This is a genomic window from Corynebacterium alimapuense, assembly GCF_003716585.1.
GTDB lineage: Bacteria > Actinomycetota > Actinomycetes > Mycobacteriales > Mycobacteriaceae > Corynebacterium > Corynebacterium alimapuense.
Genome location: NZ_PTJO01000003.1, coordinates 22,764 through 48,078, shown reverse-complemented (window position 1 = coordinate 48,078; position 25,315 = coordinate 22,764). Strand labels below are relative to the sequence as shown.

General features: G+C 56.7%; 23 protein-coding genes, 1 tRNA gene, 1 pseudogene and 1 riboswitch. Of the genes and pseudogenes, 14 read left to right on the top strand and 11 right to left on the bottom strand.

Annotated elements, in window-relative coordinates:
* Positions 1 to 60: 60 nt before the first annotated feature.
* Positions 61 to 172, top strand: a riboswitch (TPP riboswitch).
* From thiM to C5L39_RS01660, 3 genes and pseudogenes are all read left to right on the top strand, one after another.
* Positions 161 to 979: a hydroxyethylthiazole kinase gene (gene thiM / locus C5L39_RS01675; protein WP_123047171.1), complete on the top strand. Its 819-nt coding sequence runs from the start codon at positions 161 to 163 to the stop codon at positions 977 to 979. Its footprint overlaps the riboswitch before it by 12 nt.
* Positions 976 to 3,134 (top strand): annotated as a pseudogene (locus C5L39_RS01665) (bifunctional hydroxymethylpyrimidine kinase/phosphomethylpyrimidine kinase). Before thiM ends, C5L39_RS01665 begins: the two are co-directional and overlap by 4 nt.
* A 127-nt stretch (positions 3,135 to 3,261) precedes the next feature.
* Positions 3,262 to 4,338 (top strand): magnesium and cobalt transport protein CorA, encoded by a 1,077-nt coding sequence (locus C5L39_RS01660; RefSeq protein WP_123047168.1) that lies wholly within the window; start codon positions 3,262 to 3,264, stop codon positions 4,336 to 4,338.
* Positions 4,339 to 4,355: 17 nt separating this feature from the next.
* Here C5L39_RS01660 and C5L39_RS01655 read toward each other — a convergent pair whose 3' ends face one another.
* Positions 4,356 to 4,802 carry a PaaI family thioesterase gene (locus C5L39_RS01655; RefSeq protein WP_123047766.1) on the bottom strand — a complete coding sequence of 149 codons (447 nt, stop codon included), beginning with the start codon at positions 4,800 to 4,802 and terminating at the stop codon, positions 4,356 to 4,358.
* Between the two features lie 88 nt (positions 4,803 to 4,890).
* Between C5L39_RS01655 and gndA the strand changes: the two genes are divergently transcribed.
* From gndA to C5L39_RS01625, 6 genes are all read left to right on the top strand, one after another.
* Positions 4,891 to 6,345: an NADP-dependent phosphogluconate dehydrogenase gene (gene gndA, locus C5L39_RS01650; protein ID WP_123047167.1), complete on the top strand. Its 1,455-nt coding sequence runs from the start codon at positions 4,891 to 4,893 to the stop codon at positions 6,343 to 6,345.
* A 126-nt stretch (positions 6,346 to 6,471) separates the two neighbouring features.
* The gene (locus tag C5L39_RS01645) at positions 6,472 to 7,788 is read left to right on the top strand and encodes a DEAD/DEAH box helicase (protein ID WP_123047166.1); all 1,317 of its coding nucleotides are present in this window, start codon (positions 6,472 to 6,474) and stop codon (positions 7,786 to 7,788) included.
* A gap of 12 nt (positions 7,789 to 7,800) precedes the next feature.
* On the top strand, positions 7,801 to 9,183 hold the full coding sequence (locus C5L39_RS01640; RefSeq protein WP_123047165.1) for a hemolysin family protein: 1,383 nt from the start codon (positions 7,801 to 7,803) through the stop codon (positions 9,181 to 9,183).
* Positions 9,180 to 10,232 carry a hemolysin family protein gene (locus C5L39_RS01635; protein WP_123047164.1) on the top strand — a complete coding sequence of 351 codons (1,053 nt, stop codon included), beginning with the start codon at positions 9,180 to 9,182 and terminating at the stop codon, positions 10,230 to 10,232. Before C5L39_RS01640 ends, C5L39_RS01635 begins: the two co-directional genes overlap by 4 nt.
* Positions 10,225 to 11,094 carry a 3-methyladenine DNA glycosylase gene (locus C5L39_RS01630; protein WP_123047163.1) on the top strand — a complete coding sequence of 290 codons (870 nt, stop codon included), beginning with the start codon at positions 10,225 to 10,227 and terminating at the stop codon, positions 11,092 to 11,094. The genes C5L39_RS01635 and C5L39_RS01630 overlap by 8 nt, the downstream gene beginning before the upstream one ends.
* A 29-nt stretch (positions 11,095 to 11,123) precedes the next feature.
* Complete coding sequence (locus C5L39_RS01625; protein ID WP_123047162.1) at positions 11,124 to 12,533, top strand: hypothetical protein; 1,410 nt, start codon at positions 11,124 to 11,126, stop codon at positions 12,531 to 12,533.
* A 271-nt stretch (positions 12,534 to 12,804) separates the two neighbouring features.
* On the opposite strand, the gene C5L39_RS01620 is transcribed toward C5L39_RS01625, so the two are convergent.
* The 5 genes from C5L39_RS01620 to secA2 all read right to left on the bottom strand — a co-directional run bounded on the left by C5L39_RS01620 (position 12,805) and on the right by secA2 (position 17,673).
* Positions 12,805 to 13,350 (bottom strand): MerR family transcriptional regulator, encoded by a 546-nt coding sequence (locus tag C5L39_RS01620; RefSeq protein WP_123047161.1) that lies wholly within the window; start codon positions 13,348 to 13,350, stop codon positions 12,805 to 12,807.
* A 122-nt stretch (positions 13,351 to 13,472) separates the two neighbouring features.
* The gene (locus tag C5L39_RS01615) at positions 13,473 to 14,090 is read right to left on the bottom strand and encodes a bifunctional nuclease family protein (RefSeq protein ID WP_123047160.1); all 618 of its coding nucleotides are present in this window, start codon (positions 14,088 to 14,090) and stop codon (positions 13,473 to 13,475) included.
* A complete protein-coding gene (ftsR, locus tag C5L39_RS01610; RefSeq protein WP_165857952.1) occupies positions 14,090 to 14,827 on the bottom strand; it encodes a transcriptional regulator FtsR in 738 nt (245 codons plus the stop codon). Before ftsR ends, C5L39_RS01615 begins: the two co-directional genes overlap by 1 nt.
* A gap of 19 nt (positions 14,828 to 14,846) precedes the next feature.
* A complete protein-coding gene (gene odhI, locus C5L39_RS01605; RefSeq protein ID WP_123047159.1) occupies positions 14,847 to 15,275 on the bottom strand; it encodes an oxoglutarate dehydrogenase inhibitor Odhl in 429 nt (142 codons plus the stop codon).
* 106 nt (positions 15,276 to 15,381) lie between these two features.
* On the bottom strand, positions 15,382 to 17,673 hold the full coding sequence (gene secA2, locus C5L39_RS01600) for an accessory Sec system translocase SecA2 (RefSeq protein WP_123047158.1): 2,292 nt from the start codon (positions 17,671 to 17,673) through the stop codon (positions 15,382 to 15,384).
* 73 nt (positions 17,674 to 17,746) lie between these two features.
* Between secA2 and C5L39_RS01595 the strand changes: the two genes are divergently transcribed.
* The 5 genes from C5L39_RS01595 (at position 17,747) to C5L39_RS01575 (ending at position 20,566) form a co-directional block, all read left to right on the top strand.
* The gene (locus tag C5L39_RS01595) at positions 17,747 to 18,907 is read left to right on the top strand and encodes a bifunctional alpha/beta hydrolase/OsmC family protein (RefSeq protein WP_197714703.1); all 1,161 of its coding nucleotides are present in this window, start codon (positions 17,747 to 17,749) and stop codon (positions 18,905 to 18,907) included.
* Positions 18,904 to 19,296 (top strand): YchJ family protein, encoded by a 393-nt coding sequence (locus tag C5L39_RS01590; protein ID WP_123047156.1) that lies wholly within the window; start codon positions 18,904 to 18,906, stop codon positions 19,294 to 19,296. The genes C5L39_RS01595 and C5L39_RS01590 overlap by 4 nt, the downstream gene beginning before the upstream one ends.
* A 4-nt stretch (positions 19,297 to 19,300) precedes the next feature.
* Entirely contained in the window at positions 19,301 to 19,969 is a 669-nt protein-coding gene (locus C5L39_RS01585) for a type 1 glutamine amidotransferase (protein ID WP_123047155.1), read from the top strand.
* A 67-nt stretch (positions 19,970 to 20,036) separates the two neighbouring features.
* A tRNA-Pro gene (locus C5L39_RS01580) sits at positions 20,037 to 20,110 on the top strand.
* Between the two features lie 78 nt (positions 20,111 to 20,188).
* Positions 20,189 to 20,566 carry a thioredoxin family protein gene (locus C5L39_RS01575; RefSeq protein ID WP_123047154.1) on the top strand — a complete coding sequence of 126 codons (378 nt, stop codon included), beginning with the start codon at positions 20,189 to 20,191 and terminating at the stop codon, positions 20,564 to 20,566.
* A 61-nt stretch (positions 20,567 to 20,627) separates the two neighbouring features.
* Here the strand turns inward: C5L39_RS01575 and C5L39_RS01570 are convergent, their stop codons facing one another.
* From C5L39_RS01570 to C5L39_RS01550, 5 genes are all read right to left on the bottom strand, one after another.
* Positions 20,628 to 21,419: an ABC transporter ATP-binding protein gene (locus C5L39_RS01570; protein WP_123047153.1), complete on the bottom strand. Its 792-nt coding sequence runs from the start codon at positions 21,417 to 21,419 to the stop codon at positions 20,628 to 20,630.
* A 5-nt stretch (positions 21,420 to 21,424) separates the two neighbouring features.
* The gene (locus tag C5L39_RS01565; RefSeq protein WP_123047152.1) at positions 21,425 to 22,339 is read right to left on the bottom strand and encodes an ABC transporter permease; all 915 of its coding nucleotides are present in this window, start codon (positions 22,337 to 22,339) and stop codon (positions 21,425 to 21,427) included.
* Positions 22,336 to 23,316, bottom strand: coding sequence for an ABC transporter substrate-binding protein (locus tag C5L39_RS01560; protein WP_123047151.1), 981 nt, complete (start codon positions 23,314 to 23,316; stop codon positions 22,336 to 22,338). The genes C5L39_RS01565 and C5L39_RS01560 overlap by 4 nt, the downstream gene beginning before the upstream one ends.
* 100 nt (positions 23,317 to 23,416) lie before the next feature.
* Positions 23,417 to 24,490 carry a diacylglycerol/lipid kinase family protein gene (locus C5L39_RS01555; RefSeq protein ID WP_123047150.1) on the bottom strand — a complete coding sequence of 358 codons (1,074 nt, stop codon included), beginning with the start codon at positions 24,488 to 24,490 and terminating at the stop codon, positions 23,417 to 23,419.
* A gap of 10 nt (positions 24,491 to 24,500) precedes the next feature.
* On the bottom strand, positions 24,501 to 25,301 hold the full coding sequence (locus C5L39_RS01550) for a CE1 family esterase (RefSeq protein ID WP_165857951.1): 801 nt from the start codon (positions 25,299 to 25,301) through the stop codon (positions 24,501 to 24,503).
* Positions 25,302 to 25,315 lie beyond the last annotated feature (14 nt).

The following is a 25,315-nucleotide window of genomic DNA, read 5'->3' as shown; positions in this document are numbered from 1 at the left end:
AACCCGCAGCTAACTATGACCGGCAACACTCTTGAGTGCTGCCGGTTTGCTAATGTTCAACAACACGACATGGGGTGCGCCTGCTCATAAACAACAGGCACTAGCGCTGAGATCATACCCATCGAACCTGCTCTAGCTCGAACTAGCGAAGGGATTGTCAATGGAAGACTCACTTCCATCTACTTCTCCGTATCTGACCGCGATCGATCTCCTACGAGAGACCGCTCCCTTGGTCCAGTGCCTTACCAATTCGGTGGTCATGGAAATCACCGCCAACGTCCTCTTGGCTGCTGGTGCTTCACCAGCGATGGCTGATACTCCGGAGGAATCCGCCGAATTTGCCGCTGTGGCCGATGGCGTATTGATCAACCCTGGCACTCCCTCGGCTGAGCAATACGCTGGCATGAGAGAGGCCATTCGCGGCGCCGTGGGGGCTGGTACCCCCTGGGTGATGGACCCGGTGGCCGCTGGCGGACTTGTTCACCGCACCATGTTTCTGCGCTCTGTACTCGATGCCCATCCAGCAGCTATCCGCGGCAATGCCTCCGAAATCGTTGCCTTGGCTGGGCATAGCACCGGTGGCCGAGGGGTGGATTCCACCGAAGCGGTGATCGAAGCGCTACCGGCGGCCCAGGAGCTAGCCATCCGCACCGGTGGGGTCATCGCGGTCTCTGGTCCAAGGGACCTCATTGTCTCCAGTGGCCGGGTTACCTGGCTGAAGTCGGGAGATCCGCTGATGCAAAGAGTCATCGGCACCGGCTGTTCCTTGGGAGCTCTAACAGCTGCTTATCTGGCACTACCTGGCTTGAAGCCTCATGATGCGGTCCTCGCCGCCCACGCTCACGCTGGAGCTGCTGGCCAGGTGGCTGCCCGGCGCGCGCAGGCCCCGGGCAGTTTCGCCGTAGCTTGGATTGATGCGCTTTATCTACTCACTTCCGCTGAGATTGCGGAACTGACCACTGTGAAGGAGTCGGCATGAGTGTTGACTGGAGTCTGTATCTGGTCACCGATCCGCATCTAGGCGGTGGCCCGGACCAGGTTGTTGAGGTGGTCTCCCGCGCTTTAGAAGGTGGGGTGACGGTTGTGCAGTTGCGAGATAAGTTCGCCTGCGATGCTGAGGTCGAGGAAACTGCTGAGCAGCTGCTCGAGATCTTGGGGGATGTGCCACTGTTTCTCAATGATCGGGTGAAGGTTGCGCGTCGGTTGGGTTGCCACCTGCATATCGGTCAAAACGATATGCCCTATGCCCTTGTCCGCGAGTTGCTGGCACCTGATCAAATGATCGGGCTATCGGTGGGCACTACGGCGGAGTTCGATGCCCTGGCGGAGCTGACCGTGCCGCTGCCGGATGTGATCGGTATCGGTCCGGCCTTTGACACCACTACCAAGGCAGATGCTCCGGCGGGCCGCGGAGTAGCTCATGTGAATGCGTTGGCGGCTAGGGCAGCTTCAGCGGGCATGGCTTCGGTAGCTATCGGTGGGATTAATGCCCAGCGCGCACCGCTGTTTAGCGATACTCGGGTTGATGGCATCTGTGTGGTCTCCTCGATTATGGCGGCGGATGATCCGGCCGCTAGTGCTCGTGAGATCAGGAAGGCCTTCCGCGGATGATTCCTCGTGTCTTATCCATCGCTGGTACAGATCCCAGTGGTGGAGCTGGTATTCAGGCGGATCTGAAGTCTATTTCGGCGGCGGGCGGTTATGGCATGTGTGCGATAACTGCGGTGGTATCGCAAAACACCCTTGGGGTGCGTTCAGTGTTTGTTCCTCCCCGGGAGGTGCTCGCGGAGCAACTCACTGCGGTGTTTGAGGATGTCTCAGTTGATGCGGTCAAGATCGGCATGCTGGGTGATTTACAGACTATCGAGGTGGTCGCGCAGTTCTTGGCTTCTTATACTCCCCGTTCGGTGGTGCTTGACCCGGTGATGGTAGCTAGCTCTGGTGATCGATTGCTCGATCGGGAGGCAGAGACTGCCATGCGGGATTTGGTGCCGTTGGTAGATGTGGTCACGCCTAATCTCTGGGAGTTGGCGGTGCTGGTTGGTCGCGATAGAGCTCTAGATCAGGAGTCTGCGTTGGCACAGGCTAAGGCGCTAGCTGCGGAGTCTGGGACCGTCGTGATTGTCAAGGGTGGTCATTTTTCTGGTCCGGCTGCCGATAATGCGGTGGTTGACCCGAATGGTCGGGTTCACCTAGTGCCCAGTCCCCGAGTGGAGACAGTCAATACTCATGGCACGGGGTGTTCGTTGTCTTCAGCATTGGCGACGTGTCTGGGCGCAGGCGATAGTGTGGAGCAAGCGCTGGAGTGGTCTACTCGGTGGCTGTATGAATCGATTGTCCATGCAGATGAGTTGGCGGTGGGCTCTGGCAACGGGCCCATCGATCATGGGCATCGAGCTCGTCGTCTGGCGGCGGCGGCTTCTACTCGCCCTTGGGGGCATCTCACTACTGGGAAGGTCAGCGATGTTCAGGCACCCACGCCCGTCTTGGCGCCGGCTGGACCGCATACTCGTTTGTTATGGGAGGCAACCGGCGGGGTGTGGGCATCGATCATGGGATTGCCTTTTATCCGTGGGCTAGGCTCTGGGACCCTCCCCGAGACTGATTTCGGGTTTTACCTCGAGCAAGATGCGCGCTATTTGAACCGTTACGCCAGGGCGTTGGCGTTGTTAGCAGCCCGTGCCCCAGATACTGAGTCTCAGGTGGGATGGGCCAATGGCGCAAGCGGTTGTATTACCACTGAAGCTGCTCTACATCGGGAATGGCTGGGAGACCGGGAAGTTTCTTCTTCTGGGGCTTCACCGGTAACCATGGCATATACGGACTTCTTGGTCGCCTCTGCCGCTGTGGAGGACTATGTGGTGGCCGCTGCTGCGGTATTGCCGTGTTATTGGCTCTACGCGGAAATCGGAATGGCGTTGCTAGCTGATGATTATCCGGATCACCCTTATCACCAGTGGCTGGGAACGTATTCGGGTTCGGAGTTTCTCGACGCAGCTCAAGCAGCAATCGAACGGGTGGAGAAGGCTCTAGAACAGGCGTCTCCCCCACAACGACAGGCCGCCATGGAGTCCTATTTGACCGCCTGTATCCACGAACAAGAGTTCTTTGATCAGGCAGATCGCGCCTGGTAATCAAGGGCCAGGTGGAGCAAACAGCGAGTGAGATGGGCGTCGAAAAGCTCTTGGTCGATAAAATATCGGCCGAGGTCGCTAAGCTAGTCAGGTCAACGCCCGCACCAACCGAGGAGGCCGAACCTGCGTGCCAAATCCGTTTGATCCAGTTTCGCTTGCTCGGAGTCGTCGGGTAGGTGCCCCCGATCGTTCGCGGGTTCCTATCCCCGTCGAGCGTGCTATCGACCATTGTCGGGTGTTCACCGCTAACCGAAGGTTGCCTGGGGAATACACCCTGGCGTCCGCGCTCACTGAGGTCCGCGACAATGGTGAGGGTTTCGTGTGGTTGGGTCTGCACGAACCGAATGAAGAACAGATGAACAAGGTCGCAGCGGCATTTGGTATCCACGCGCTCATCGTCGAGGATGCGGTCAGTGCCCATCAGCGACCCAAGGTCGAGCGCTATGACGATCAGATCTTTATCGTTGTGCGTTCGGTGCATTTTCATGCCGAGGCCGTCACCGGTGATACCCGAGAGATCATCTCCACGGGTGAGGTGCAGATGGTAGTAGGACCCAATTTCATCATCACCATTCGACATGGTGCGCAGTTGCCAGAGTTATCGGACACCTTGGTGGGCAATCCGAACCTAGTAGCCATTGGCCCGGCGGCATTAGCTTGGCAGGTAGCTGACCATCTAGTTGATGAATACGGCTGGATCGCCACGCAGCTGGCGGAGGTGGTCGACAATCTCGAGGAACGGGTGTTTTCCCCGGGTTCAGTATTTAGCATCGAGAAGATCTATCTCTACAAAAGAGAGATCCTGGAGATGCGGCACTCTACTGATCCGCTAGCACCTGCGCTGCGGTCCTTGATTACGGATAACAAGGATATTTTGGGCAAGCAATTGCGAAGCTATTTCCGCGATGTCCTCGACCATGAGCTGAGCGTGAAGGACCAAATTGCTGGCTACGACGAACGGCTCTCGGCGCTGATTGATGCCTCGGTGGCCAAGATAACCCTGCAGCAAAACTCCGATATGCGCGCCATCTCCGCGGTAGTGGGTATGGCGGCTGCCCCAACGCTAATCGCTGGCATCTACGGAATGAACTTTGCCAATATGCCTGAGTTGGAGTGGGAATATGGCTATTTCATCGTTTTAGGGTTCATCGCTGCCATCGTAGGGCTAATGGGATGGTGGTTCCGCCGGAATAACTGGATTTAGGCGCTCACAATCTGGCCTTAGTGCGACCGGACCGGCATGGTGCGCAACGTGCTGCGGGCTACCACTTTATCCTGGTGAGTCATCAGAATCTGCCAGAGCTGGGTACGTCTTCCCAATTGGATAGGTGTCGCCTCCGCGGTGATGACTCCAGAGCTCACTGATGAAATAAAATCGGTGTTGTTGTTGACCCCAACCACTGGGCTGGCTGCGGCAACCATCCCGGCGAGGCTGCCCACGGATTCTGCCAGGGCGCAGTAGAGACCGCCGTTGACCAATCCAGCGGGCTGGAGATGCTGCTCGGTGACCGTGATCTCGGCCATGACGCTGCTCGGACCGATATGGGTATAGCGGATCCCGAGGGTGGAATCTAGACCGCCAAGGCTGTCATTGACTGCGGTAAGTCCAGCCTGGTCGAGTCCTTCAGGCGATTGCGCGGCCTGCGCCAGTGCGTCTCGGATGTCCATGGCCACACACACTACCCTCCTGAATAGATAGCATCTTTAGTCCTTCCCGGATGACAGTGCCGAACCTAACCGCGTATGCTCAGCGAGCATGAGCACCCCTGAAAAACTCGCCCAGATCGGCGTCGTCGGACTTGCCGTCATGGGATCAAACCTAGCCCGCAACTTCGCCCGCAACGGACACACTGTCGCGGTCTATAACCGCAGCACCTCCCGTACTGACGCCCTGATCAGCGACTTCGGCAACGATGGCGACTTTATCCCGGCTTCAACCATCGAAGAATTCATCGCCGCGCTCGAACGCCCGCGCCGGGCAATCATCATGGTCCAGGCCGGACCGGCCACTGATGCTGTCATCACCCAGCTGGCCGACGCCATGGACCCGGGCGACATCATCATTGACGGCGGAAATGCCCTCTACACCGACACCATCCGTCGCGAGGCAGAGATGGCTAGCCGTGGCCTCCACTTCGTCGGCGCTGGTATCTCCGGCGGCGAGGAAGGCGCTCTCAACGGCCCCGCCATCATGCCCGGTGGCCCGGCAGAGTCCTACGAGTCCCTCGGCCCGCTATTGGAATCCGTCGCCGCCGTTGTCGATGGAGTGCCCTGTGTGACCCATATCGGCCCAGATGGTGCCGGCCACTTCGTCAAAATGGTCCACAATGGCATCGAATACGCCGATATGCAGGTCATCGGCGAGGCTTATCAGCTGCTGCGCTACGCCGCCGGCATGACTCCGGCTGAGATCGCCGAGGTTTTCCGCGAATGGAACTCGGGCGATTTGGACTCCTACCTCATCGAAATCACCGCCGAGGTGCTCTCCCAGGTTGATGCCGAAACCGGACAGCCGCTTATCGACGTCATCGTGGACGCCGCAGGCCAGAAGGGCACCGGCCGTTGGACGGTCAAGGCCGCGCTAGACCTTGGCATCCCGGTCACTGGCATCGGCGAGGCAGTCTTCGCCCGTGCACTCTCCGGAGCCACCAGCCAACGTCTAGCTGCTGTGGGCACCCTGCCTGCAGGCCAGTTAAGCACCCTGTCGGAACTAGGCGTTGATCGAGCAGAGTTCGTCGAGGACGTTCGCCGCGCGCTCTACGCTTCTAAGCTGGTGGCTTATGCCCAGGGCTTCGACCAGATCAAAGCCGGATCCCAGGAATACGGCTGGAACGTCGACCCGCGCGATCTGGCAACCATCTGGCGCGGAGGTTGCATCATCCGAGCAAAGTTCCTCGATCGCATCCGTGAGGCCTACGACACCAACCCCGAGGTTGAGTCCCTCTTGCTCGATCCCTACTTCAAGGGCGAGATGGCCGACCTGGTCGATTCTTGGCGTCGCGTGGTTATCTGTGCCACCCAGTTGGGTCTGCCAGTACCGGTGTTCTCCTCGTCCCTGTCCTACTACGACAGCCTGCGCTCTGAGCGTCTACCCGCTGCGTTGATCCAGGGGCAGCGTGACTTCTTCGGTGCCCACACCTACCGACGCGTGGACAAGGAAGGCTCCTTCCACATTCAGTGGTCCGGCGATCGCACCGAAATCGAGGCCTAGCACCGGGTTATTCGCGGCCGAGCACCTCGTAGAATGTGCGAGGATTTCGGCAGCGAAACTACGCCTACGGCTAGGTCTGGCTTACCCAGCGCTAGATATCCAAGCGGAGGGCGTAGACTTCAGGCAATGACCACCTTCAAGGATCTCGGCCTGCCCCTGCCCATCGTGCGCGAACTGCAGCGCCAGGGGATCACCGAAGCTTTCCCCATCCAGGAGGCGGCGATTCCGGATGCGCTCGCTGGCCGTGACGTCCTGGGCCGCGGCCCCACTGGCTCCGGCAAGACCTTCACTTTTGGCTTGCCCATGCTCACCAGGCTGGCAGAATCTGGCGCCTCCCGCCCCGGACACCCGCGAGCTCTCGTGCTCAGTCCCACTCGTGAACTAGCTTCACAGATCCGGGAGCGGCTCGAAGACCCCGCCGCTGCCTTGGGTCTGCGCGTGCTCGATGTCGTTGGTGGCGTAAACGTTAGCCGTAATATCCGCTCGTTGGCTGCCCCAGTGGACTTGCTCGTAGCCACCCCAGGCCGCGCGCAGGACTTGCTCGACCAAGGCAAGCTGCACTTCGATGAGGTCGCAGTTACTGCGATCGACGAAGCCGATCAGATGGCGGACATGGGCTTTTTGCCCCAGGTCCGACGCCTGATGGACCGCACCCCGAAGACCGGTCAGCGCCTGCTGTTCTCGGCAACCCTTGATGGTGATGTCCAAAAGCTCGTCAGCCGCTATATGCATGATCCGATTACCCACTCCACCGCCCCAGCACAGGCCAGCGTGGACACCATGTCCCACTATCGCCTCTTGGTCGGAAACCGCGATTCCCGCAGCGACATTGTGCTGCAGATCGGAGCCCGCGAGGGCAAGACCATCATGTTCATGCGCACCAAGCATGGAGTGGACCGTCAGGTTAAGAAGCTGCGTCGAGTCGGAGTCAACGCTGCTGGCTTGCATGGCGACAAGGGACAGTCCACCCGTACCAACGCGCTGGCCGGCTTCGCCGATGGCTCAGTCCCCGTCTTGGTGGCCACCGATATCGCCGCCCGCGGCATCGACATCAACGACGTTTCCTTGGTCGTTCACCTCGATCCCCCGGCTGAGCACAAGGCCTACCTGCACCGCGCCGGACGTACCGCACGAGCTGGTAGCACCGGCACCGTGGTCACTCTCGTCATGGATGAACAGCGCAAGGAAGTCGCAGATCTTATGCGCAAAGCTGGCGTCGATGCTCGCGAGGTGAAAGTAACCGCTGATTCCGATGTCTTGGCCAAGATCACCGGAGCCCAAAACCCCACCGGAACCCCGCTGACGCTGCCTGGCCAGCAGCAGAAATCCCAGTCGCAGTCACCACAGCGACAAAATCGCCGTGGTGGCCCCGCTCCGCGCGGACGCAACGGTCGTGCGGGACGCACCGGTGGCAACAGCAACCGGCGACGACGCTCCTCCTAGTTTCTTCTCACCATGGATATATTAATCAGCATCATCTCCCTGTTCGGGTTCGTCGCACTGACCGCCTCTACTGGTCTTTTTGTGGCCATCGAGTTCGCGTTGACGGGCATGGAACGTTCCACCGTGGACAACCATGCCCGTGACCGCAACGATCGCAGTGCACTCGCCGTTCAACGAGACTTCCGCAACCTGTCCTTCGTCTTGTCTGGTGCCCAGCTAGGTATCACCGTGACCACTTTGGCCACTGGTTTCCTCGCTGAGCCAATCTTGGCTGGCTATTTCACCCCGCTCTTAGAGCTCGTTGGCCTCAACGAATCTGCTTCTTCCGCGCTAGCCCTAGTGTTAGCACTGGTTGTCGCGGCCTTCTTATCGATGGTCTTCGGTGAGTTGGTACCCAAGAACATCGCCATCACCTTGCCGTTGCAGACCGCCCGGGTGGTCAGCCATCCAGTCCACGTTTTCAACGTGTTTTTCCGTTGGTTTATCCTCCTGATGAATCGATCAGCCAACTTCGTCGTACGCAAGCTCGGCATCGAACCCGCTGATGAGCTGGCTTCCGCGCGTTCCCCGCAAGAGCTGGGCACCTTGGTGCGCAACTCTGCTGAACACGGTGAACTGGACGCCGAAACAGCTCAAGTTATTGATCGATCCTTGCGCTTCGGTCAATCAATCGCCACAGAATTTATGACCCCGCGTTCGACAATTGACTCCCTCGAGATCGATGACACCGTCGATGATTTGATCGCACTTGCCTTAGAAACGGGACATTCCAGGTTCCCAGTTATCGATGGCGATCTAGACGAGACTGCCGGTGTAGTCCACATCAAAGATGCTTTCTCGGTTCCGAAAGAACTCCGTTCCACCACCAAGCTAGACACGCTAGCTAAGCCAGTACCCACCATCCCTGACACCCTCGATGGCGACGCGGTACTCAATGCCGTGCGCTCTGCTGGCTCACAGGTAGTTCTCCTAGCTGATGAATACGGCGGCACCGCAGGCCTGGTGACCATCGAGGATGTCGTCGAAGAAATCCTCGGCGAGGTCTATGACGAATACGATGACGCCGAAGCCGAACGCAACTTCCAAGCCTTCGGTTCCTCCTGGGAGGTCTCCGGATTGGTGCGCTTCGACGAATTAAGTGAACGTGTCGGCTACACCGCCCCAGACGGGCCTTATGAGACTCTCGGCGGGCTCATCATGGCTACGCTTGGCCGGATCCCTAAAGCTGGTGACTTGGTGGTGTTACCGGAAGCTGATCGTCCCACCATGGCGGCCTTCGAGTCTGGAGTCACGCATCCGTGGATGGCCCGGATCACCGTGATGGAAGACCGTAGAGTAGACCGGGTTATTCTCAGCCCGATCACCGATGAACAAGCGAAAGAACAGCTGTCATGAGCATCATCTCTACCGTGGCCATGGTCGTCGCGCTGCTGGCCGCTAACGCCTTTTTTGTTGCTTCCGAATTCGCCCTCATCTCCTCTCGTCGCGATCGCATCGAGGCGCTCATTGCTCAAGGCAAGCCAGGTGCGCGAAAAGTTCTCTATGCCACCGAACACCTCTCGATCATGCTTGCTGGTGCCCAATTCGGCATCACCATCTGTTCCCTGATTCTGGGTAAAGTGGCAGAACCTGCGGTGGCCCACTACATCGAGGAACCCTTTCTTGCCATAGGTATCCCCAGTGATCTGATCCACCCGATCTCCTTTGTTATCGCGTTGGCGATCATCACTTTCCTCCACATCCTCTTTGGCGAGATGGTTCCCAAGAATATCGCCATCGCAGGACCCGAAACCCTAGCTATTTGGCTCTCACCTGCCATGATCTGGTGGGTACGGCTCACCCGACCGTTAATCGAGTTTATGAACTGGATTGCTCGGATTACCCTCCGAGCCTTCGGGATCGAGCAAAAAGACGAACTAGATTCCACCGTGGACAAAGCTCAGCTGGCATTCATGATTAAGGAGTCTCGTGCCGAGGGGCTACTCGACGCCGAGGAAACCCTGAGGCTATCGAAGGCGCTGCGTTCAGATAAGCGCACCCTCAAAGAAATTATGATCCCGCTCGATGACGTCCGGACCCTTGATTTTGGCAACCGCGGACCCAGCCTCGGAGATTTGGAAGCAGCGGTCGTCGAGACTGGCTTCTCCCGATTCCCAGTCTCTGCCTCGGATGACTCCTACCTCGGCTATATCCACGTCAAAGACGTCCTCGACCGTCTGGCTTCAGCCACCTCTGAGGAAGTTCTCACCCGAGCAGACCTCCGCCCCTTGACTATCCTCGATGTCTCAGAGCCCATGGATGTTGCTCTCCGAACACTCCACCGGCGCTCCGCACATATGGCGCAGGTCCGCGACCGCGATATCTTGCTGGGAGTAGTCACCCTCGAAGACCTCATCGAAGAATACGTGGGAACCGTCAACGACTGGACCCACGAAGATGTCTGAGCTATTGCCCGCTCCCCGCTGGCAGGCTCGTATGTCAGCCCATGAGCAACGGGCAGAGAGCTTGACTCATCGGCATCTTGAACGTCGCTATCGCGGTGAGAAGCACCCAGTCTTCGACTTCCTCTTTGAGTACTACCCCATTCGTCCGGCACACCTGCGACGGTGGCATCCCGGGATCGGCGTAAGGCTAGAAGGCCAAGCCCCACAGCTGGAATGGCGTGACTATATCTTGGCCGATGACGGTACTACCACCGTTGATATCGACCAGCTCTGGGCTAGGCGCAGCGAGTCTTTCCGCTACATCCGGACGCTCCTGCACCGCACCAATATCAACCCGGCGCACTTTGATTGCTTCGGTCTGCACGAATGGGCGATGGTCTATCGCACTGATAATCCCCGTCATGATCTTCCGCTGCGACTGGGACCACAGGGAAGTGACGCGGTCGTCGAGAAGCATAGAATCCGCTGCAGCCACTTTGATGCCTTCCGGTTTTTCACCCCTCCTGCACGCTCACTCAATATTAGGGTGCTCAACCGCGAAGACCAGCCAGAGTATGACCAAGCCGGTTGTGTTCATGCGACGATGGATCTCTACAAATGGGCAGCCAAACTTGGCCCACTGGTGCCGGGTGAGCTCTTCCTCGACACTTTTGAATTAGCCGTCGATGCCCGCGTTCTCGATATGGAGGCTTCGCCCTACGATTGTCGTGATTTCGGCCTCGGAGTCGTCGCGATTGAGACCCCCGAGGGCAAAGCCGCTTATATCGATCGTCAGCGAGCTTTAGCCGAACGGGGAAAGCCGCTGCGTGACCGGCTTGTCGCGCTGATTGATCAAGCAGAAGCCGCTACACTGGCGGCCTAACGTCCGTCGCCGCTAGGAGGATCACTCTCGTGGGCCGTCATGCCAATGGCAAACAGAACTACTCGGTATCGAGTGGCGCCGTAGCCGCAATTATTCTCGTCATCGCACTCGTAGCAGCCGTGGTGTGGTGGTTTTGGCTTCGAGATAGCACCGAGGCAGATAATGTTGCTGCCGCAGACGAGTGTATCCAAGGGGAACTAGTCCTTCCCGTAGCAGAATCTTCCCCTGGGCTTGCCGAGGATTTGATAGAAGAATGGACTCAGTCTGGCCCAGTGGTGCGCGATTATTGTGTGACCCCAGAGGTAGTGGATTCGCTCTCTGAAGCTGCCGTCTATCTTGTCCCTGACTCCCCCAATGTCGAAGATGACTTGGCTGAGCGTGGAGCATCTAGTGTTTCTCCAGTCGCAGTCCTGCCTGCTGGCCTGGCATTTGCTGATCAGGCCGTGGCCATCGATGAGGTTGATCCCCAGGCGGTTACTTACCCGGTCGCTAGCGCCCCGGATGCAGCAATCGCTGTCGCGGTGGCACTAGCTGGTGATCAGGCTGAAGAGCTCATCGCCCGCGATAGCGCAGTTACCAGTGATACCGCGGATGTAGAGATCATCGCTAGTACTGAAGCCGAGACTCCTGAAGGCTTCGAATTCGCGGCTGTCGAAGGCGCGGAACTAGTTGTCTCCGCCCATGTGCTCGACCCCAACGATTCGGTCTCTGAGGAACAAACCCGCGCAGCAGCCGAGTTTGCCAGCGTCAATGACGCATCCGAACAGGTGCCGGCGCAGTTGCCCGATCGTAGCGCTGGTTGGACGGCCGCAACCACTACAGAAGCTCTTCCGGTAGAAGAGACCCCAGCCGAAGAGCCAGAGGCAGAGCCTGCAGCAGCTGTGCCTTCTGACACTCTCATCCTGCTGGATACCTCCAATAATATGAACGCAACCTTCAACGGTGGCAGCATCTATGAGGCCTCCGCTCAGGCGCTCTCGCAGATTTCGCTTGATCTCGGAGCCATCGATCAGCAAGTTGCCCTGTGGAACTACTCGTCTCCGATTTCCGCTGGCGTAACTGAGGGCTGGCGCCAAAACGTCGGCTTCTCTAACGGGACTGCCGCGGCCAATGCCGTTCAGCTCTTCGGGACCGGTGGCGTCCCCCAGACCCGTTCGGCGCTGATTGCCGCAGCCGCCAATGCTGCAGATAAGGCTAGAGAAACCGGTGAACCCGCCCGAGTGCTCCTAGTGACCAGCGGTACGGAACAAGATATTGATGATGCCACCTTTACTGCTCGGTTGATCCAAGCCGTTGGAGATGCACCAGTAACTATCGATGTTGTCCACGCTGGCGCTACTGGTACGGATAATCTTCTGATGGAATCGGTCGATAGCTTTACCACCGTGGATACTCCCGAACAGCTGACCGAAGCTCTTCGATCTGCCTCGGGGCTGTAGCTGGACCTAGCCCGACTGCTGTCACCGCAATAGGCCGCCTGCCGACATATTGGTAGGCGGTCTTTCCATTTCCGGAAGGTAGTCCCTATCTGGTGGCCGCACTGCGCAGGCGGTTATTCGCCCGACATTTAAGTACCCAACCTTGATAGTTCTGTCCGTTCATGCGGCGCGAACAACCACATAGCCTCATGGAGGCCAAGAAAAACCACCCCTCGACCCGGTCTGCACGTGAGCTTGGCAGCGGGGCGAGAGGTGGAGAGAGAAAGCGAACTTAAGAAGTCTTGAGGGTGCGACGCGCAGCGAGCTCGTCTACCCTTTTGTCTTCTTCTTCGTAGTCTTGATCAAGTCGTTCGGAGGGGAATGCGGAAATGGTCCCAGTCAATTCCTTCATAATTCCAGGTACCGCGATACCGAATACACCCTGGCCGCCACCAAGCAGATCAATGACCTCGTCGTTAGAACGGCATTCATAAACAGTCGTGCCGTCAGAAACCAAAGTAATCTCAGCGATATCATTGGTGCCGCGGTCACGGAGTTTGTCTACTGCTAAACGGATATTCTGCAAAGAAATACCAGTGTCGAGCAAACGCTTGACAATCTTGAGCACCAAGATATCCCGGAAAGAGTAAAGACGCTGCGAGCCTGAGCCGCGTGCGCCACGGATAGAAGGAACAACCAGCTTGGTTCGTGCCCAATAATCTAGCTGCCGATAGGTGATGCCGGCTACCTGACAAGCGATGGGCACGCGGTAGCCAACCTCATCCCCAGGGCCGAGGTCGAAGAGGGACTCTTGGACGGGATAGTCGTTGATGCTCACGTAATTACTCCAATGGGGTTTAACCGAACGCTCTATGCGCCATTAAAGGCCAACGTTAGAGCATGGTCAAGCCCACAGCCCTGAGACACGCCCAAATTAAACCCACACGTACGGATCAACTATCACGTATCTGGGGAGCCAGTATCCTTTTCTTCTGGTGAATTTTCAGCGTCAAAGCCATCGCCTTGGCCATCGAGGAAATCTGATTCGGACATCCCCAGCGATCGCATCATCTGTTCAAAGTCAGCGTCGGCTGCGGCATCACCGGAAGCCGAAGGCGTTAGTAGTTCTTCTGCATCTTCAGACTCAATACTGATTCCGAAGTACTCCTCAAGGATGGCATCCGAGGCGAAAAATGATGCTTGCGTGAGCACATCTTCATCCACTTGGATCCCGATCTGGAGAGCTCTGGCCAAAGTAATTGCATCGGAAGGACGGGCATCAATTTCTTCGCCATCATTGAAAACTACTGAGGCGATAAAAACCCCTTCGAAATGGCTGACAATATTAATGGCAGCAACACCGCTGGTCAGGCGAGTAATCATTTCCAACATGAGGTCAGGGGTACCGGGGCGACGTGGACTAAACCCTTCATCACGAGCCTCAAGATCGGCGGCCAAAATCGGAGAAATCCAGATCGGGAGGATCCGATTCTGTGCAGTCCACCGGAGCAAGACACAAGTAAATTGCTCGGGTCCGGTGGTGTATACTCCGTGGTACTCAACAGGAATGAAGGTCATTAGTTCAGCTCATCTCGAAGGGCATTCTTGACCAAGCTGGCGTGCAAAGAAACCGTCAACGCACTCATCTGTTGCCCTATCTCCTCAGCGCGTTGCTTCGAAGAAGGTGCAGATGATTTGGCTAACGGACCGACTACTTGACCAATCAAATCCGCTTGCCGGCGAGCAGTATTACGCAGGGAGCGTAAATGGCGAGCATCAAATCCAAAACCCCTGAGCGCCTCAGCAGTTGTGACAATCCTCACATCGTCTGCGGTGAAGAAGCCAGCAGCATCAGGAGTGATTAGTCCAGCACTAATGAGTTCCGCAACCATGCTCGCATCAGCGCCTGATTGGACAGCAACATCGGTGTCAGTCAGACGAGTATCAGCAGGTGCGCGAAAATTCTCCGGCGAGACCATCTGATCCGCTTCGCCTGCAGTAAGGATCGCTGCCACTGAACCAGAATCCATTGCTTCAAGCTGCTCACGGATGACCTTCAGCGGCAGATAGTTATCGCGCTGAGTGACCAAGATATAGCGCAGCCGCTGGACGTCTTCTTTGGCAAAACGCCGATATCCGGAAGCGGTGCGCTGCGGAGAGATCAGCCCCTCTGATTCGAGGAAACGGATCTTGGAGACGGTCACATCGGGAAATTCGGCACGAAGCTGTTCCAGGACCTTGCCAATGGACAGGGTTCTGGTGGAACTTCCGGACGGGCCTAGTTGAAGGGCCGCCGACTTAGGAACTGCACTCACAGCTGGGACTTATTTTCCTCTAGTCGTTCTTCTGGCTGGAGACGAATACCAGGCGGAACTTGCCGATCTGGATTTCATCGCCGCTGGTTAGCACCTGAGAATTGCGGGGTTCGCGGTTGATGTAGGTGCCGTTGAGGGATCCGACGTCAAATACCTCGAACTCGCCATCATTGATGCGAAACTCTGCGTGACGGCGCGAAACCGTGACATCGTCGAGGAAAATATCCGACTCTGGGTGGCGACCCGCGGTGGTAATGGGCTGATCCAAGAGGAAGCGGGCACCAGCATTGGGACCACGCCTTACTACTAGAAGGCCTGCTCCGGCAGGCAAATTATCCGCCCCGGAAGTGGCCGGAGTGCTCCCAGACTCCATTTCCTTGAGCAGATCAGCGCGGAAAACCGAAGTGGTCTCGGCCTGCGCTTCAGGAGTACCGGTGTTCTCACTCATATCTAAACCTCCGATTGGTCGGAACTGTAATTGTTAGCAATCATAGCGGTTATATCTGACTCGGGCGTGCACAGGAGGTGCTCTATTGCCGCTATCAGGTGGCTGATCAGCGGAAAAGATTCCCGATTCCGGAAAGTACCGAGTTTCCGGACCCTGCCAACGGGTTATCCGAGACCATATAAGTCCACGTAGCCGATGGCCTAATCAATCCTTCATCTAGCAGATGCGCTCCCTGTTCATCAATGACAATCTCACAGAAGCTACTGACTGCCAGCTCTACTGCGCGACGAGCCAATTCTTTGAACTCTCGAACGGCGATGCGATGGTATTCATCGATCGGTGTTTCTCGGGCAATAGCGCGCAGATGAATAGATTCTCGAACATCATCCATAATAGCCAAGTGCTCGGCCCATTCGTGATCCAGATGAAAGAGCATAATCTCTCGAGCTGCTTGCTCCAGCGTCTCTGGCTCTAAGTGCGCTAGTTCCCCAGCGCGTTCGGGGGCGCGTTCTGCCAGCTCTACTAGGGCTTGGTCAGTGTCGAGCAAGTCTGTTCGACGTTCATCGATAATCAATCGCTGATCTGCTAGTAGCTGATTGTATTTCCAGGTTTGAGCATGGATTTCCAATAGCTGGCCTTCAGTGACTCGCTGGCAATGAGCGACAAAGTCCCGCGCTCTGCCGGATTCAATGCGCCCATAATCATCCGATTGCGCGGTGATCGGTTCGCCTGCCGCACCTGAGACGACGACGTCGTCTTCCATCGAGACAAAGAACATCGATAGCCCAGGGTCTCCCTGTCGCCCGGCGCGCCCGCGGAGCTGATTATCCAGGCGGGAGGTGCGATGTAAAGCGGTGCCGATAACAGCTAGGCCACCCAGCTTTGCGACGTCGTCGTGGTCTGCGCCGTCTGCCCCGCCCAGGCGGATGTCGGTGCCACGGCCGGCCATTTGGGTGGAGACGGTCACTCGCCCCAGATCACCGGCTTCAGCGACGATGCGGGCTTCCTCAGCATCGTTTTTAGCATTGAGGACATTGACGTCGATATCGCGATCAGCCAGTGCCTGGGCGAGCGCCTCAGATTCGGCTACATCATGGGTTCCTACGAGGACTGGTTGGCCCGTGGAGTTTAGTGCCGCGATCTCGTCGACGATGGCACGGTTTTTCTCTCTGGAGGTAGCGAAGATGCGGTCTGGTTGGTCGATCCGCTGCAAGGGTTGATTGCGCTCAATAACTGATACATGCAGGTCATAGAATTGACGCAATTGATCGGTTGCTTCGACTGCAGTGCCGGTCATCCCGCACACTGAGGGGTAGCGGCGCATGAGGGCTTGGAGGGTGATGGTATCGAGGATTTTGCCGCCTTCGGAGACATCTAGGCCTTCCTTTGCTTCTACTGCGGCTTGTAGTCCATCTGGCCAACGTTGAAGGTCGGCAACGCGGCCACGGGAGGCGTCGATAAGCGAGACTTTTCCCTCGGATACCAAGTAGTGAATGTCGCGGAACAGTAGTGCTCGTGCGTGGAGTGCAAGATTGACCTTCACCAAGGTGGTGCCGATATGTTCGTCGTCGTAGAGCGAGCTGATCCCTAGTGCGCCTTCGATGCGGCGGGCGCCATCGTCGGTAAGAAATACGTTTCGACGATCGTCGTCGATCTGATAGTGCTCATCTTCGCGCAAGTGACGGACCGCATCGGTGATATGCCCGGTCGTTTCTATGCCTGGCTGACCGCCAGCCAAGACCAGTGGTACCAGTGCTTCATCCACGAGGACAGAGTCAGCTTCGTCCACGAGTGCAACGTCTGCGGGTGAGACAACCGCATCAGAGCGGCGAGTGACTTGTTGGTCACGCAAGACATCAAAACCGATTTCGGTCACTGGTGCATAGACCACGTTGGCGGTGTAAGCGAGACGTCGCTGTTGGGTAGTGAGTTGCTCAGTAACGGCCGATACTTCTAGGCCGAGGAACTCCATCATCGGTCTCATCCATCCGGCGTCACGGCTAGCGAGGTAGTCGTTGACGGTGACCAGGTGGACTCGACGACCCATGAGAGCGAATCCAGCAGCGGCCATGGAGCCAACTAGGGTTTTGCCCTCGCCGGTGGCCATCTGGATGACATCGCCTTCCAATAATCGCAGTACAGCCTGCGATTGCACCGGATAGGGACTTAGACCTAAGGTGCGCTCGGAGATCACTCCGAGGACCGCGAGAAACTCGGCAGGATCGGAGATCTCGCCGTCGGTGGTGAGTTCTTGGGCGCGTCGGCTTAGAGCGGCGTCGTCAAGCGTGCTCAATTGGCTAGCGTGTGAGGCTGCAGCCTCGACGACAGCGAGGCTACGTTTCTGATTGCGCGAGCCTTGTGCTCCCATCGCTTTCCAGAACCAATCGAATGCCACAATGAACCTCCCTGGGATGCAGTGTTAATGACCTTCGTTCCACATTAGTGGAGTGGGCTCGCCTATCCTGATGCTCATGCATTCTAAGAGCGTGAAGCTCCCCTCCAGTATGGGGACGACGATGACTGGAACTATTGATTTCCCGGACGGAGAACCGGTAGCCTACGCGATTTTCGCGCATTGCTTTACCTGTTCACGGTTCGCTCCGGCGGCCTCGAGGGTATGTAAAACCCTCTCTGAGCATGGGATCGCAGCATTGCGTTTCGATTTCCCAGGTTTGGGCCAGTCTGAGGGCAACTTCGCTGATACCTCTTTTAGCTCGAATGTCGCCGATATCATCGCCGCCAGTGATTGGCTGACTGAGAACTACTCCGCTCCGCAACTGCTCGTGGGGCATTCCCTGGGCGGTGCGGCAGCACTCCAAGCCGCCACTAAGCCAGAGATGAAGCATCTAGCAGCCGTAGCCACCCTCGGAGCTCCCTTTGATCCGGCGCACTCAGTGCTGCATTTCGCCGACCGAGTTAAAGATGCTGACGAAGATGGTTCCGTGACAGTTGTCTTGGGCGGGCGGGACATCGTCATTTCCAAAGAGTTCCTCGAGGATCTGGCAGATACCAACCCAGAGGCTTATCTACCGGATCTGCGAAAGCCATTGATGCTGATCCACTCCCCGATCGATACCACTGTTGGTGTGGATAATGCGCAGAAGATTTTCCGAAAGACTCGTTATCCGAAGTCTTTGGTCTCGATTGACAAGGCTGATCACTTGTTTACCCGTGGCACTACTGCTCAGCGCGCCGGGCACATGATCGCTGAATGGGCTCACCCCTATTTCACTCCAGATCACCTGCCCGTTGCTGTTGGACCTGAGGAGGTTCGTTCTTCGACTGCAGCTGGTACTCGCTTCGGTGATGTCGTGCGTACCGAAAAGCGTGAGATTGTTACCGACCGAGCCAAGGGTGACGGAGGAAAGGGACAGGGCTTCTCAGCCGTGGACTTGGTCATGTCCGCATTGGCTGCGGCGACTTCTCAGGCTGTTCGTGCGGCAGCCAAGGGTATGCCCTTAGATGATGTGGAAGTCAGCATCATTCACGCCTCGGGGGCGACTTTCCAGCGCAAGATCTCCCTCAGCGGGCAGTTGAGCCAGCAACAGCGCCAGACCCTGCTCAAGGCAGCTACCTCAAGCAGTATCCAAGGCATGCTCTCCGGGGCCAACATCATGGATGTACCTGCATGATCGCAGCGCAACGACGGTGCCCTTGTGGCAGTGGTTTGAGCTTTGGGCAGTGCTGTAGTCGGTATCATGCCGGGGCGACCGCGCCCACTGCCGAGACCCTGATGCGTTCTCGATTCACTGCCTTTGTGGTCCGTAATGGGGATTATTTGCTGCAGACCTGGGATCCAGATACTCGCCCTTCGGAACTGAATCTGGTGGACCTGCCGGTGACCTTCTATCGGTTGGAAATTCTCGATACCGTCGCTGGCGGCCTCCTCGATTCCACAGGTGTGGTGGAATTCGAAGCTTTCTACCGCGGCGATCCTTCCGGCTCGCAGCGTGAGCGTTCAACTTTTCGTCGTATTAATCGTAAATGGTATTACACCGCCGAGATACCTGTCGTACAATAGGTGAATGAATGCGCCTCACATCACCGTCCTTCAGCCCGACCCCCGAGTACCCCTCGACCGTTTCGGTGACTGGCTCACCGAATTTGGCGCTACCTACGAAACCGTAAATCTGGGAGCTTCCGGCATTCCGGAAAAGCTGCCGGAAGCCGTCATTCTATTGGGTGGGATCGACAATTGTCGCGCCTACCCATGGGCTGCTGAGCTTCGAGCTGAGCTTCGCGGCATGGTTGCTAAGGGTGTGCCAATCCTAGGGATCTGCTTAGGCCATCAGCTCTTAGCCGATGCCCTAGATGGCGACGTCACCTTTGGGTTGCGCGGCGAGAAAGGTGCAGTTGATGTTGAGCTCACTAGTGCCGGCCTGGCCGATCCGCTCTTCAACGGCCTACAATCGCCAATTCTGGCACCTCAGCATCACCATGATGTGGTTACTGCCCTGCCGCTGGGAGCCACGCTCCTAGCCACCTCCAAGCGCTATGAAATCCAGGCGTTCCGAAAGGGCTCCGCTATCGGTGTGCAATTCCACCCAGAGGCTTCTCCGGAGACCATGGGCGCGTGGAGCCGCTACGGCGGTGGGGATAGCGCTGCCATGATCGCAGACATGACCGAGGTTGATGAACAAATCTCCCAGACTGGCCGAGCTATCGCCCGCAGTTTCGTTCAAATCTGCACTTAACCTGGCGATTCGCAATTCAATATGACACTGTTGTAACCTATAGCAGTTGCATGTTGAGTGCGATGAACGGACTGTGGCGCAGCTTGGTAGCGCACTACACTGGGGGTGTAGGGGTCGCAGGTTCAAATCCTGTCAGTCCGACAAATAGCAGGTCAGGTTAGGCTTATACTTAAGGTCTAACCTGACCTGTTTTTTGGATATCTGGAAGCTGGGATCGCTATGATCACCCACCTGACCTATGACACCTTCGAGGAGTACACCTCCCAGGAGGGTCTGGTATTTGTCAATTTCTGGTCCACCTCTTGCGGGCCATGTCTGCGGTTCCACCGCATCTACGCCGCAGCTGCTGAAAAGATCACCTCCGCAGTATTCGGCGACGCGGAGATAGAGATTCAACAGCGCTTAGTCAAAGAGCTCCAGATCTCCACCATCCCGGTGTTATTAGTCTACCGAGATGGAGAACTGATTTACCGAGATCCTAGTCCAGATACGGCATCCTCAACCTTCAGCACGTTTGAGGGGGCTCCACGCTTCCTAGACATCATGTATCGGGAAAAGGACTTCCAAGCGTTCGCAGAGAAGCTGTTGGCCCAATGAGAAAATCCCGTCACCACGTTTCTGGTGACGGGATTTCTCTCTGGCGGAATAAGACGGAAAACTAGCCCAGCATCGCCTTATCTGAGAGAGTCGCACCCTTGATGGTTGCGAACTCCGCCAGCAAATCACGGACGGTCAGCTTGGACTTGATAGCCTCATCTGCTTCGTAGACGATCCGGCCTTCATGCATCATGATCAGGCGGTTTCCTAAGCGGATAGCCTGTTCCATGTTGTGGGTAACCATAACCGTGGTCAGGTTTCCTTGGCCCACGATGCGCTCAGTTAGACCGGTAACCAATTCGGCTCGCTGCGGATCGAGTGCTGCGGTGTGCTCATCAAGCAACATGATCTTTGGGTTGGTAAAACCAGCCATCAACAGCGAGAGCGCCTGTCGCTGACCACCAGAGAGCAGACCAACCTTAGCTGTTAGTCGGTCCTCCAAGCCCAATTCCAGGCTCTTGAGACTCTCCACAAAAGTATCGCGGCGCTTCTTGCTCAATCCCCTACCCAAGCCTCTTCGCTGACCGCGCAAAAGCGCAAGCGAGAGGTTTTCCTCAATGGTCAAGGTAGGAGCAGTACCTGCCAACGGGTCCTGAAATACGCGGCCAATATAGCGAGCGCGCTTGTATTCAGGGAACCGATTGACATTTTTGCCATCGATCTCCACGGTGCCGCTGTCGACGAACATCCGACCGGACACTGCGTTGAGTAAGGTCGACTTTCCGGCGCCGTTGGAACCGATGACGGTGACAAAGTCGCCCTCGGCCAAATCCAAGGACAAGTCGTTGAGCGCAACGCGCTCATTGACAGTTCCAGGAAAGAAGGTCTTGGTAATGGAGTTAACAGTTAACACTGTTTCTAAGCCTCCTTCATAGCTGGTTCGAGCGTCGGTGCCGGAGTAGATTTAGTGCTCTTAAATACCCTGCTTTTGGCGCTTTTGAACCGAGGCAACACCAAAGCGATGATCACCAGCAGTGCAGTAATCAACTTCATATCGTTGGGATCCAAGCCGACCTGAAGCGCGGAGAAAATGATGACCCGGTAGATTACCGCGCCCACGATCACTGCAGCCACGGCGATCCACAAGCGACGCTGGCCCAGGATTGCCTGGCCCATGATCACCGATGCCAGACCAACCAGAATCAGGCCAATGCCCATGGAGATATCTGCAAAGCCCTGGTACTGGGCGATGAGCGCTCCACACATTCCGACAAAGCCGTTAGACAGTGCCAAGGTGAGTGTCTTGGTGTAATCGGTAGAAACTCCAAAGGAGGTAATCATCTGGCCATTATCACCAGTAGCACGCAATGCCAGACCCAAATCGGTGGTCAACAACCACACCACGATCAAACCCAGACCGGCCACAGCTAGAGCGATGATGCCGACGCCCAGCCAAGTTCCGAGGATGCCGGAGTCACGGAGCGGGGTAAACAGTGTGTCTTGCCGAAGCAAGGGAATGTTCGCCCCATCCATGATTCGTAGGTTGATCGACCACAAGCCGATCATGGTGAGAATTCCGGCTAGCAGACCGTCGATCTTTCCTTTGGTGTGCAACAAACCAGTGATACCACCGGCGATCGCACCAGTGACGAAACCGGCGAGGGTGGCCAACACTGGGTTCCAGCCGTTGACGATGCCCACGGCAGCGGTAGCGGCACCGGTGGTAAAGGAGCCGTCGACAGTAAGATCCGGGAAATTGAGCACTCGGAACGTCAAAAAGACACCCAGCGCCATAACTCCATAGATCAGGCCAACCTCAACCGCGCCGATCATACGGATTCGGCCTCGGAGAGGATCTCCTCCGGAATGGTGACACCCTGGCGCTGCGCAGCCTCTTCATTGATGACGTAGGTGAACTCGGTAGCAGTCTCAACAGGCATGGTGGCGGGGTCTTCGCCCTCTTCCAGGATGCGCAATGCCATTTCACCGGTCTGGCGTCCCAGCTCGGTGTAGTCGATACCTAAGGTAGCAACAGCACCACCTTCGACGGTGCCGGATTCAGCAGCAATGACCGGGATCTGCTTCTGCTCAGCGACCTGAACCAAAGAAGCGATACCGGAGACAACCAAGTTGTCGGTGGGGACGTAGATAGCGTCAACGTCACCGAGCGCCTCAACAGCCTGCTGGATGTCATTAGCGGTGGTCACAGTCTGGGTCTTAATTTCCAGTCCACGCGGGCTGGCGGCTTCTTCTACTGCGTCAACCTGCACCTGGGAGTTAACCTCGCCGGAAGCATAGACAATACCGATCGACTCTGCACCGGGAACCAGCAGCTCAAGCAGATCAAGCTGCTCTTCAATTGGAGCAACATCCGAGGTGCCTGTGACATTGCCGCCGGGGGCTTCATTTGAGGCAACCAGCTCTGCAGAGACCGCGTCAGTGACGGCGGTGAACAAAACCGGGAGATCCGTGATGTTCTGAGCAGTAGCCTGTGCGGCCGGGGTAGCAACTGCCAAGACCATATCTAGATCATCGCTGGCGAACTGCTGGGAGATCGTCAGCGCAGTGGCCTGCTCACCGTTGGCATTTTGCTCATCGAATTCAACCTCGACGCCAGCGTCATCGAATGCCTCCTTGAAACCAGCGGTAGCAGCGTCCAGTGCTGGGTGCTGTACCAGCTGGTTGATGCCGATGGCGTAGGCATCCTCGGAAGCCGAGTCAGCGTCATCGGACTCACTGGTGCATGCGGACAGAGTCAGTGCGGTGACAGCGGCTAAGCCGGCCAGCACCTTGGTACGAGAGGAGAACATAAGGTCAGCCCTTCACAGTATGTGATTTGATACGTATTTGAACTTACTGTGTCACAACATCACTTGTGAAATGTTCCGGTTGTGTTCTCCCCTACCCAAATCATTCCGAAGAAGCAGGATCTTTCTTCACCAACGTCGTTGAAGGGTTAAATCGACGCGCCCGGCGTTGGAGGCTTTTCCACTGGTGACGATCTTCCGAACTAGGAGCGCGCACTACTAAAGATCCTGGGTCGATGGCAATATTAAAGCCTGTCACTTCACCGGCTTCATCGCCATCGACCTCAAAAATCTCGGGGTGTCGAAGAGTCACGTTCAAGGTGGTGGCTGTGGCATAGCGCAGCGAGTGAATCTCGTTATCTTCACCTGTGACCCGGTTGTTCCTTTTGAGAATCCGGTGGCTAAATCTCACCCACATCTGGTGGAGCAGCTTAGCTAAAATCTGTGCCCACCCGAACACTCCCCCTGGACGCAGTAAAACCACGTCAAAGATGCCATCATCTGCTCGAGCATCAGGCAACAAAGGAAGATTGCCGACTAAATCTCCACAGTTTCCAATGATTACCGAATGAGCACGGACATGTCGCTGCTCGCCATCATTGATCTGATAGTCAAGCTTAATGTGGTTTCCGCCGGTGAGAGATTTAGCAATAGCGAACCCATAGGCCAAAAAGCCAATCTGCTTTTTCAGATTGTCATCGGTATTGACAATCATCTGCGCGTCCAAACCCACCCCAGCCATGACGACGAAATCTAGGCTCTCCTGGGTGCCATCTGGACGGGTCAGCTCCGCGGTACAGACGTCAATATGAGTGTTGCAACCGCCAAAGGCAGCATCAACAGCATTGGCGATATCCAATGGAAGCGAGAGGTTCCTAGCCAGAAGGTTGCCAGTTCCGCGTGGGACAATAGCTAGAGCGGTCTCCGTTCCCCGCAGGCCGGTAGCTACCGCACGGACGGTACCGTCACCGCCACAAGCGATGACCATATCCACGCCTTCAGCTACTGCTTGCTGCGCCTGCCCCATCCCGGGGTCTTCCTTTGTGGTCTCAATCCAGGAAGATTCTCCCCAGCCGTGCCTTCGCGCAGCCGCATCGACGGCTCTTTCAAGTCTTGATCGATTGATCTTCACCGGATTAAAGACAATGGCCGCGCGAGGGGGCGTGGTGGAGGTCATAGGATGAAGATTACACTCCGAAGAACTCTAAAATCTCCTCAGTAGCAAGGCTAGGCCACTCGTGTCCGCCAGAAACCATTTGAATATGTTTCAAGCTCTGACTACAGCCCGACCAGGTTTTCTCCTTGACTGATCTGCTGATGGTCTTAGTCGAAGAATCTGAACAGTTATTTCGCACTGCAAGTTTCTCAAGCACCCCCGGGACAGATTCATACGTGGCATCATTTCGTTCTCCGCCGTTGTAGCTCATGATGTCATCAGCAGTGCCATGAATATCCAAGGTGGCAATGGGTATATCTAGGCAATCAGTCTGAACACCCTCATAATAGGCAGCAGCCACCGGAGCCACCGCTGCGAAAGTTCCGGGCAGCTGGCAGCCAAGGTAGGCAGCGAATCCGCCGCCATTGGAAAGACCAGTGGCAAATATCTGTGCGGAATCAACGGCGAAGTCATCATCAAGCTCAGCAAGGATGGTCCGGATAAAAGCTAGATCCTCTGAGCCAGTCGTTTCGGCATAAGGAGCCGGTGCCCAGGCTTGAGCTATGCCTCGGGGATAGACCAAGAGCGCATCTGCATTATTTAGTCCGGCGGTCCGTGCCATCTCCTCTTCAGATCTACCCCAGCCAGGGAAGACAAAGATCACTGGCACAGGCTCCTCCGGATCATAATCGGCCGGAGTTGACCATAGATAGCTTCGAGATTGTCCGTTGACTGAGGTATAAGTCTCCGTGAGATTTGCCGAGGCCAGGACCGAGGAACCCAGGTTAGATAGCTCGGGTAGCACAGAGCTAAGCCCATCCAAAGAGCCCACATCCGAACTACCTG